Source organism: Microcoleus sp. S13_B4, from assembly GCF_036700885.1.
In the GTDB taxonomy this organism is placed as follows: Bacteria; Cyanobacteriota; Cyanobacteriia; order Cyanobacteriales; family Microcoleaceae; genus Microcoleus.
In genome coordinates this window covers 1-9667 of sequence record NZ_JAUBPU010000104.1, presented here as the reverse complement: position 1 = coordinate 9667, position 9667 = coordinate 1, and the positions used below count along the sequence as shown (strand labels likewise).

General features: G+C 46.7%; 6 protein-coding genes and 1 tRNA gene. All 7 read left to right on the top strand.

Annotated elements, in window-relative coordinates:
- Window positions 1-108 precede the first annotated feature (108 nt).
- A complete protein-coding gene (locus QT994_RS26865; RefSeq protein WP_333180048.1) occupies window positions 109-465 on the top strand; it encodes a type II toxin-antitoxin system PemK/MazF family toxin in 357 nt (118 codons plus the stop codon).
- Between the two features lie 62 nt (window positions 466-527).
- A complete protein-coding gene (gene zds, locus QT994_RS26860) occupies window positions 528-1964 on the top strand; it encodes a 9,9'-di-cis-zeta-carotene desaturase (protein WP_333160537.1) in 1437 nt (478 codons plus the stop codon).
- A gap of 196 nt (window positions 1965-2160) precedes the next feature.
- Window positions 2161-2607 carry an SRPBCC family protein gene (locus tag QT994_RS26855; protein WP_333180045.1) on the top strand — a complete coding sequence of 149 codons (447 nt, stop codon included), beginning with the start codon at window positions 2161-2163 and terminating at the stop codon, window positions 2605-2607.
- Window positions 2608-2866: 259 nt separating this feature from the next.
- Window positions 2867-4870 carry a serine/threonine-protein kinase gene (locus QT994_RS26850; protein WP_333180043.1) on the top strand — a complete coding sequence of 668 codons (2004 nt, stop codon included), beginning with the start codon at window positions 2867-2869 and terminating at the stop codon, window positions 4868-4870.
- A gap of 86 nt (window positions 4871-4956) precedes the next feature.
- Window positions 4957-5030 (top strand) — tRNA-Val (locus QT994_RS26845).
- A 163-nt stretch (window positions 5031-5193) separates the two neighbouring features.
- The gene (locus tag QT994_RS26840) at window positions 5194-5802 is read left to right on the top strand and encodes a Uma2 family endonuclease (protein ID WP_333180040.1); all 609 of its coding nucleotides are present in this window, start codon (window positions 5194-5196) and stop codon (window positions 5800-5802) included.
- A gap of 533 nt (window positions 5803-6335) precedes the next feature.
- On the top strand, window positions 6336-9611 hold the full coding sequence (locus QT994_RS26835) for a PAS domain S-box protein (protein WP_333180038.1): 3276 nt from the start codon (window positions 6336-6338) through the stop codon (window positions 9609-9611).
- Window positions 9612-9667 lie beyond the last annotated feature (56 nt).

Genomic DNA, 9667 nt, shown 5'->3' with positions numbered 1-9667 from the left:
CGTGAGGCTATTTCTGCCCATTCTTGTGACTTGGCTATGCCTGAGCTCATTCCCATTCTTCAGACCTGAATCCTTACGAAATTTTAATAGAGGAAGGTCTTTGAGACAATGACAGAAGCTTATCCGCGACAAGGCGAAGTTTATCTTGTTAGAGCTTTGCGAAAGATCGGAGATACCAAAAAGCGTCCTGTTGCTGTCGTTTCCATAGATAGCCGGAATGAATTGAGCCGTACTGTACTGATTGTCCCTTTTACTAGCGATTTGAGAGGGGGCGAAACTCCGACTCGGGTTTTGATTCCTGCTGGTGAAGGAGGTTTAGAATCTGACTCGCTGGCTGTCTGCGAGCAAATTATAACTGTCCAAAAGACTTATCTGGAACAAGGCCCTTACGGTCAACTTAGTGCCGATGTCCTAGCAAGAATTCAGAGGGCTATACAAGTGTCGATCGGCATTTACGAACTTTAATAATATTTCTGATATTCTAAATTTTGTTACAATTTGTAAAAATACTGTAAAGGATAGGTAAAATGCGGGTTGCGATCGCAGGTGCGGGACTGGCTGGAATGACCACAGCAGTCGATTTAGTGGATGCCGGCCACGAAGTAGAAATTTTTGAATCCCGCCCCTTTGTCGGCGGCAAAGTCGGCAGTTGGGTAGATCCCGACGGCAATCACGTTGAAATGGGTTTGCACGTCTTCTTCGGCTGCTATTATAACTTATTTGCCCTGATGAAAAAAGTGGGAGCTTTTGACGATTTGCTCCTCAAAGAACACGTCCACACTTTTATCAATCGAGGGGGCGAAACCGGTTCTTTAGATTTTCGCTTTCCCGTGGGTGCTCCTTTGCACGGATTGAAGGCATTTTTCACGACATCTCAGCTATCCGTACAAGACAAAATTCAAAATGCGATCGCCCTGGGAACTAGCCCGATCGTCCGAGGTTTGATAGACTTTGACGGGGCAATGAAAACTATCCGCGATTTGGATAAAGTTAGCTTTGCTGACTGGTTTCGCAGTCAAGGTGGCAACCAAAACTCGCTCAAAAGAATGTGGAATCCGATCGCCTACGCACTGGGTTTTATCGACACTGAAAATATTTCTGCCCGGTGTATGTTGACAATATTTCAATTCTTTGCATCAAAAACCGAAGCCTCTGTCATGCGGATGCTGGCCGGTTCTCCCAACGAATATTTGCACAAACCAATTGTGGAATATTTGGAAAGCAAAGGAACGAAAATCCACACGCGGCGCCGAGTTCGAGAAATTCAGTTTCAAGAAGGTGCAGAAACTCACGTAACTGGTTTGGCAATAGCTAGCGGCGAAACGGAAGAAACTATTACCGCCGATGCTTATGTGTTTGCATTAGATGTGCCTGGAATTCAGAAAATATTGCCCCCAGCTTGGCGCAAATGGTCAGAGTTTGACAACATTTATAAGTTAGATGCGGTGCCAGTTGCTACAGTACAATTGCGGTTCGACGGTTGGGTAACGGAACTGGAAGACGAAGCCAAGCGCAAACAGTTGAGCCATGCTGTAGGAATCGATAATTTGCTGTATTCAGCAGATGCAGACTTTTCGTGTTTTGCAGACCTAGCGCTGGCAAGTCCCAAGGATTATTATAAAGAAGGACAAGGATCGCTGCTCCAGTTGGTGCTGACACCGGGAGATCCGTTTATTAAACAAAGCAATGAGGCGATCGCCCAACACGTACTTAAGCAAGTTCAGGATTTATTCCCCTCAGCGCGGGAATTAAACATGACTTGGTACAGCGTAGTTAAGCTCGCTCAATCTTTGTATCGCGAAGCACCGGGAATGGATGTTTTCCGCCCTGCTCAAAAAACTCCGATCGCCAATTTCTTCCTAGCAGGAAGTTACACTCAGCAAGACTACATTGATAGTATGGAAGGAGCGACACTTTCAGGCCATCAAGCGGCTAAGGCAATTCTCGAAGCTTACAGTCATTAGTCATTAGTCCTCTCGATCCCCCCTAACCCCCCTTTTCTCGTTCCCAGGCTCTGCCTGGGAATGCCTATCAGGAGGCTCCGCCTCCAGATATTTAGACAGAAAATGCGAGGCAGAGCCTCTAGAAATGCGTTACCAGGCAGAGCCTAGTAACGAGAAATCCACAATCTAAAATCTAAAATCTAAAATCTAAAATCGCATGACTGATTGGTTAGAACACAGTGTCCAAGTAGAAGTAGCAGTTCCCATCGAATTAGCGTGGCAACTCTGGTCAGACTTAGAGCAAATGCCGCGCTGGATGAAGTGGATCGAATCAGTTCGCATTCTCGAAGACAACCCGGAATTGTCGCGCTGGAAACTCGCAACTGGCGGGTTAGAATTTAGCTGGCTTTCTCGGATTCTCAAAGTAGTGCCGAATCAGATAATTCAGTGGGAATCGGTAGACGGTTTGCCAAATCGGGGTGCGATCAGATTTTACGATCGCAAAAACAGCAGTATTGTCAAATTGACGGTAGCTTATGGAGTTCCCGGCTGGCTGGCAAAATTGATGGACAATTCATTTCTAGCGCGAGTAGTTGAATCGACTCTTATGGCTGACTTGGAAAGGTTTAAAGAGTATGCTCTGGAAGTGAAAGCGACTTCTTAAATTATGAGGACTAAAGTCATAACTACTAGCCAGTTTGTAGTAAGGACTTCAGTCCTTTAATTTCTAATTGAGGACTTATGCACCCGAACAAAGAAACCGGGTTTTTGAACCGAGATTGAAAGTTTTAAGCAAATATTTTGGTTAAAAACCCGGTTTCTGGGCGCCCGTGCATCCAGGATTATAATTGTAACGTGAGAGTCGATCGCCCTTTTGCCTCAGTATCATAGAGATGTGCTGCGGATTCCTTCTCGGTTCAGTTATGAGTTACTGCCTAAACCCCGCCTGTCCAAACCCGCAAAATGCCGATCGTACCCAATTCTGCCTGAATTGTGGCTCCAAACTGTTGCTGAGAGAGCGTTACCGCGCCATAAAACCCCTCGGGCGCGGCGGTTTTGGCCGCACTTTTCTAGCAATAGACGAAGACAAACCCTCGAAACCGCGCTGTGCAATTAAACAGTTTTTCCCCCTATCCCAAGGTACCAGCAGCAGCGAGAAAGCAGCAGAATTATTCAACCGAGAAGCGGTGCGGCTGGACGAATTGGGGAAACACCCGCAAATTCCCGAACTGCTGGCGCACTTTCAGCAGGAACGCTATCAGTATTTAGTACAAGAATTTATAGAAGGTCAGAATTTACAAGAAGAGTTGGCGCGGACTGGGCCTTTCAGCGAAAGTCAGATTCTCAGTCTGCTGAAGGATTTATTGCCAGTATTGCAGTTCGTGCACGATCGCAGTGTAATTCACCGAGATATTAAACCACCCAATATTATCCGGCGTCGCATTTCTCAAACTCCCATCATTTATACTTACCCAACATTAACCGGGGAATTAGTTTTAGTTGATTTTGGCGCTGCAAAAGTTGTAGAGGGTTTGAGAGAAACTGGTACAGTTATCGGTTCTCCCGAATTCGTCGCGCCGGAACAAATTAGAGGTCAAGCGGTTTATGCCAGTGATTTGTATAGTTTGGGAGTAACTTGCATTTATTTGCTAACTCAAATATCTCCTTTTGAGTTGTTTGATATCAATCAAGATGTTTGGGTTTGGCGAGACTTTTTGAAGGTTCAAATTGATCCGAAATTAAGTCGAATCCTCGACAAAATGATCGAATCGAGTCTCAGTCGGCGCTACAAATCTGTAGCTGAGGTATTGAAAGATTTGCAGCCGCAGCAGTCGGCGGGGGCGGGCACGGAGGCACCACCCCTACCCGCGCCTAAAATTTCCGTGCAGCAGAGGACGGCGGTGGTGCAGAATGCAGTGCCGCCAACGCTTGCAGGCACAATTATACCTGTGCCACCAATGCAGCGGGTTGTGCCCGCACGCGCGCCTACTTGGAGGTGTGTTCATACTCTGGTAGGGCATTCTAATGCCGTCACGTCGGTAGCTTTCAGTCCTGATGGCGCGACTTTAGCTAGCGGCAGTGAGGACAAGACGATTGAGATGTGGAAGTTGGACACGGGTAAGCGGTGGTACACTCTTACGGGTCATTCTGACTGGGTGACTTGTGTGGCGTTTAGTCCTGATGGCGCGAGTTTGGCTAGTGGCGGCCGGGACAAAATGATTCATATTTGGGATTTGAATAAGGGTAAGTGGTGGTACGCTTTGGCTGGTCATTCTGACAGGGTTTCTGCTGTGGCCTTCAGTCGGGATGGTCAGGTTTTGGCTAGCGGCAGTCGGGACAAAACTGTGCAGTTGTGGAATTTGAATAAGGGAAGGCGGATGTCGGCTTTGACTGGTCACGCTGGCGGGGTGGAGGCGGTGGCTTTTAGTGCTGGCGGGGAGTTTTTGGCGAGTGGCAGTCGGGACAAGACTGTGCAGTTATGGGATTGGCAAAAAGGTCGATCGATTTGCACTCTGGCTGAGCACGGGGATTGGGTGCGGGCGATCGTTTTTGCTGCGAGTTCCTCTATCTCCCCCCCTTCTCAAGGCGGGGCTGGAGGGGGATCTGTTTTGGCGACGGGGAGTCGGGATGGTACGGCGAAGCTGTGGCGGGTGGATGCACAGGGGCGTGGAACGCTGTTGCAGAGTATGAGGGACAATTCTGGGGATGTGTTGTGTGTGGCGTTGAGTCCCGATGGTCGGGTTTTGGCGACGGGGAGTCGGGATGGCACGATTTATTTGTGGGATGCGGGTACGGGGGGTTTGCTGGAAATTCTGACGGGCCACGGGGGGGAGGTTTTGTCGGTGGCGTTTAGTGCTGATGGGGGGAGTTTGGCTAGCGGTGCGGGCGATCGAACTGTGAAGATTTGGCGCGGGAGTGGGCATTAGGGGCGATGTCAAGAGTGCCCGCTTAAAAAATCTCATATTTATGCTTGACAGGCGATCGTATGTTCTGCTACATTAGGAATTCGTGAGGACGCATAGCTCAGTTGGTTAGAGCACTACGTTGACATCGTAGGGGTCACTGGTTCGAGTCCAGTTGTGTCCATGAATTTCAATCATTTATAAATCAAGGGTTTTAGGTTTGCCCTCCTACCGAGAGTTTGGTCTTTCGCTAGACAATTAACCTATTAGTTAGATAATTAACTTAAAAATTTGACGCACCCTACTGAATCATAATCAAATGATATTAGAGCATTGGAGACTTTACCATGACTCAAGCGATATCGAAGTTAATGAGTTTTGATGAATTTCTGGAAGGGAAACCAGAAAACGGACGCTATGAATTACATAACGGAGTTATGGTTGAAATGCCAAATCCAACTGGTAAACATTCAGCGAGTGCGGGTTTTCAGGCGATCGAATTGGGTTTAGAAATCAGGCGATTACAACTTCCTTATTTTATTCCCAAGGAATGTACAATTAAATTTAAAGATAACTCGGGCTACGATCCAGATGTGATTGTATTAGATAAACAAGCCGTAGAAGCCAATGAGTCTCGATGGGAAAGAGAATCAGTTATTACTCAGGGAAATTCGGTTAAATTAGTTATTGAAGTTGTCAGCACAAATTGGCGCGATCCTTATGCACATAAAATGATTGATTATGAAGCATTAGGCATTCCTGAATATTGGATTGTAGATTATTTGGGTTTAGGGGGTAGCCGTTATATTGGTTATCCGAAACAGCCTACTTTATCGGTTTATCAGTTAGTAGATGGTGAGTATCAAATTAAGCTGTTTCGGGGAGAGGAAAGAATTGAATCAGCGGTGTTTCCCGAGTTAAATTTGACCGCTAAGCAAATTTTTAACGGTGGATAAGCGATCGGGGACACATAGCTCAGTTGATTAGAGCACTAAAATGCCATTGTAGGGGTCACTTGTTAGAGTCCCTTTCTGTCCATAGCTAAAACCCGCTTTGGGGGCGGGTTTTGTTGTTTCTACAACCAAACTGGTAGATTTGGCATTCTCAATCAGCAATGACAGAATATGTCTAGGCCAGAGATTTAGTACAGTCGCCACGTTTCGTCGAGGCTGTTGCTGAGCAGTTGCCTAGTTTGCATGAGTTCGCTGTTAAAGAAACTCTAGCTTGATTCTTGTAGACACCATCTCCATCCGTGAACAAAGCGCAAGCAAGCAGAACAAAAAACAGAACCACTGTGAGAAGCCGATCGCCTTGCACTGGCCCAAGCAGAAGCCGCTAACCAGATTCAAGACGAATTTTTAGCGGTGCTGTCCCATGAGTGGCGATCGCCCGTGTGCTTAAACACTGAATGACTTAGGTTTTGGGCATATTATATCTTGATTCCCTAACAATAACTGGCATAATAGGTAAATAGGCAGGACTAACCGCAATGAATGTAGAACGTACACACTCCTTGAATGATCGAGAAGAGCTTACTGTAAATTTTCCTCAAGAGCTATGTACGGACTGCCAAGCACTCGAAGCACGATTTGCGGCGATCGTAGATTGCATGGCTGAGGCATTCATTTCTATTAATTCAGAGTGGCAGTGTACCTATGTCAACCCTAAAGCAGAGCAGCTTTTAAACAGAAAGCGGCAACACCTAATCGGCAAAAATATAGAGACACTATTTTCGGTCGATCCTACCTCGGAACTATATAAGTATTGTCATCGATCGAGCGCCACGCAAACTGTAATTGAGTTTGAAGAACACTACCCCTCGCTCAACAAATGGTTAAAAATTCGCCTCATCAAGAGTAAAGAAGACTTACTCATTTACTTCCAAGACACAACTGAAACATCTCCAGCCGAGCAACAATTGAAAGCCGAAATCGCCAAGTCGCAGCAGGTGGAAGCTACTCTTCAGAAAGAACAGGACTTTTTGAAAGCAATTCTAAACAACGTTCAAGCTGGCATTGTGGCTTGCGATGCCGATGGCATATTGACAGTATTTAACCAAGCCGCTAAAGATTTTCATGGATTACCTCAGCAGCCAGTCCCACCCGGTCGATGGGCCCAATATTATGACTTGTATTTGCCCGATGGCAAAACACGCATGAATACAGAGGATATTCCGCTGTTCCAGGCATTGCAAGGACAGAATGTTCGTGATGTAGAAATGATGATTGTTCCGCAGCAGGGAACTGCGCGAACCCTGTTAACAAATGGACAGGCAATTATAGCTCCAAACGGGGAAAAACAGGGTGCAGTTGTCGTCATGCACGACATCACAAAGCGCAAGCAGGCAGAAATTGCTCTGCGCGAACGTGAAGCACAATTATCGAGCATCTTCCAAACTATTCCTGATGGCATCGCCATTCTAGATTCTACGGGACAGATTATTGCCGCAAATAAGGCAGCCGAGAGGATTTTAAGATTAACTCGCAGCGAAATTGTAGAGCGAGGCTACAACGATCCATCTTGGTTCATTACCAGCCTGGATGGTCATTCTTTCCCAGAAGAAGAACTGCCGTTTGTGCGGGTGATGCAAACAAGTGAGCCGATTTATGGCATTGAACACGCTATTAATCATGCCGATGGAACCCGCACAATGCTTTCGATCAATGCTTCCCCTTTGTTTGACGAAGAAGGGCAAATTATTAAGGTCATTGCTGCTTTAAGCGACATTACTGAGCGCAAACAAACCGAAGAAGAACGAGTACAGCTTGTTCAAGAACAGGCAGCCCGTGCCGTAGCAGAGGTTTCTCAGGAAAAATCAACATTTTTAGCGGAAGCAAGTGCTGTCCTTTCCTCTTCGCTGGAGTATGAACAAACTCTCCAAAGCGTTGCAAAGCTGGCAGTTCCTTATTTTGCAGATTGGTGTAGTGTGGATCTGGTGAATGACGATCGCACTATCGGTCGTGTTGCAGTGGCTCATTCCGATCCCGAAAAAATCCAGTTTGGCTGGGAGTTGGCTCAACGCTTTCCCAGACATCTCGATGATGGGTATGGCATTGCTAAAGTCATGCAAACAGGACAGGTTGAAATTGGGATTGAGATTAAAGATGAACAGTTAGTTGCCACAGTGCCGAATGGTGAATACCTGGAAATCTTACGTGGAGTTGGGTTAAAGTCCTGCATCATTGCACCGCTACAGGCACGCGGGCGCGTTTTGGGTAGCATTACGTTTGTGTTTACTGAATCCGATCGCCGCTATCGCCTGGAAGACATTCCCTTGGCTGAAGATTTGGCTCAGCGAGCAGCGATCGCCATTGATAATGCTCGTCTCTATAATGAAACACAACAAGCGAAATTAGCCGCCGAACTCGCTGCTAACCGGACGGCTCGACTGCTGGCGGTGATGACAGCTTTGTCTGAATCGCTAACCTCGGCTCAAGTGGCTCAGGTGATTATTGAACAGGGAATGTCCGCACTGGGAGCAAGTTGTGGTTTGGTTGCGGTATTAAACCAGGATGCAAGCGAACTGGAGATTATTCAAGCGATCGGCTATGAGCACGTAGGAGAATTTCAGCGCAGTTTTTCGATTCATGCACCCTATCCTCTGGCAGAAGCCGTGCGAAGTGGGCAACCTGTTTGGGTAGAAACCATCGAAAACCGCATTGCCCGTTATCCTGATTTAGCCCAAGCTTATGCCAAGGTTGGTTCAGAAGCCTGGATTTCAGTGCCATTGTTGATTGAAGGACAAGCCGTTGGTGGGCTATCGCTCAGTTTTTCCACAGTTCCCCAGCTTTGTGAGAGCGATCGCGCTTTCGTTTTGGCGCTGGCACAGCAGTCAGCGCAGTCGATCGACCGAGCACGGCTCTACGAGTCTGAATCGCAAGCACGGACACAAGCAGAAGCAGCTAACCGAATTAAAGATGAGTTCTTAGCTGTCTTGTCGCACGAATTGCGAACTCCGTTGAATCCGATTCTGGGTTGGACTCGACTGCTGCGAAGGGGAACCCTGAATTCTGGCAAGACGGCGCTAGCTCTGGAAACGATTGAGCGCAATACCCAGTTGCAAGTTCAACTGATTGAGGATTTGCTGGATATTTCTCGCATTCTGCAAGGCAAACTGAGTTTGAACTCTACTCCTCTTAATTTGAAAACAACTATTAAAGCTGCGATCGAAACAGTTAGTTTAGCCGCCGAAGCGAAGGACATTCAAATTCAAACTCAGCTCGAACCAAATGTAAATGATGTGTTAGGAGATGCTACCAGATTGCAACAGGTTGTCTGGAATTTGCTCACCAATGCCATTAAGTTCACCCCAACTGGAGGTAGAGTTGAAGTTGAGCTAAAAACGATTGATTCCTGTGCACAAATTCAAGTTAGGGATACAGGGAAAGGGATTAAGCCAGAATTTATTCCCTATGTCTTTGACACATTTCGGCAAGCCGATAGCAGTATTACGAGAACATTTGGTGGGTTAGGGCTGGGATTAGCGATCGTGCGTCACGTCGTTGAGCTACATGGTGGAACTGTCAAAGCCGAAAGTTTTGGAGAAGGACAGGGAGCAACATTTACTGTCACACTTCCCTTATTAGCCAGAAGCAATGATGCAAACAATGATGGCAAGGACAATCTATCACTCAATGCTCACACTTCACCCTTGGCTAGATTATGTATCCTGGCAGTTGATGACGAAGTAGACAATTTAGAATTAGTTCAATGTATCTTGGAGCAAGCGGGAGCCACGGTGCTCTATGTAGGGTTTGCTGAATAATCGATCGCAAACTAAGAACAGAAGCGATCGATATATTCAAACTCAACTAAAGATAG

Bases quoted from the DNA above. Each gene is read 5' to 3' on its own strand.
- QT994_RS26865 (WP_333180048.1), top strand. From the start codon at position 109: ATGACAGAAGCTTATCCGCGACAAGGCGAAGTTTATCTTGTTAGAGCT.
- QT994_RS26840 (WP_333180040.1), top strand. From the start codon at position 5,194: ATGACTCAAGCGATATCGAAGTTAATGAGTTTTGATGAATTTCTGGAA.
- QT994_RS26835 (WP_333180038.1), top strand. From the start codon at position 6,336: ATGAATGTAGAACGTACACACTCCTTGAATGATCGAGAAGAGCTTACT.
- QT994_RS26850 (WP_333180043.1), top strand. From the start codon at position 2,867: ATGAGTTACTGCCTAAACCCCGCCTGTCCAAACCCGCAAAATGCCGAT.
- zds (WP_333160537.1), top strand. From the start codon at position 528: ATGCGGGTTGCGATCGCAGGTGCGGGACTGGCTGGAATGACCACAGCA.
- QT994_RS26855 (WP_333180045.1), top strand. From the start codon at position 2,161: ATGACTGATTGGTTAGAACACAGTGTCCAAGTAGAAGTAGCAGTTCCC.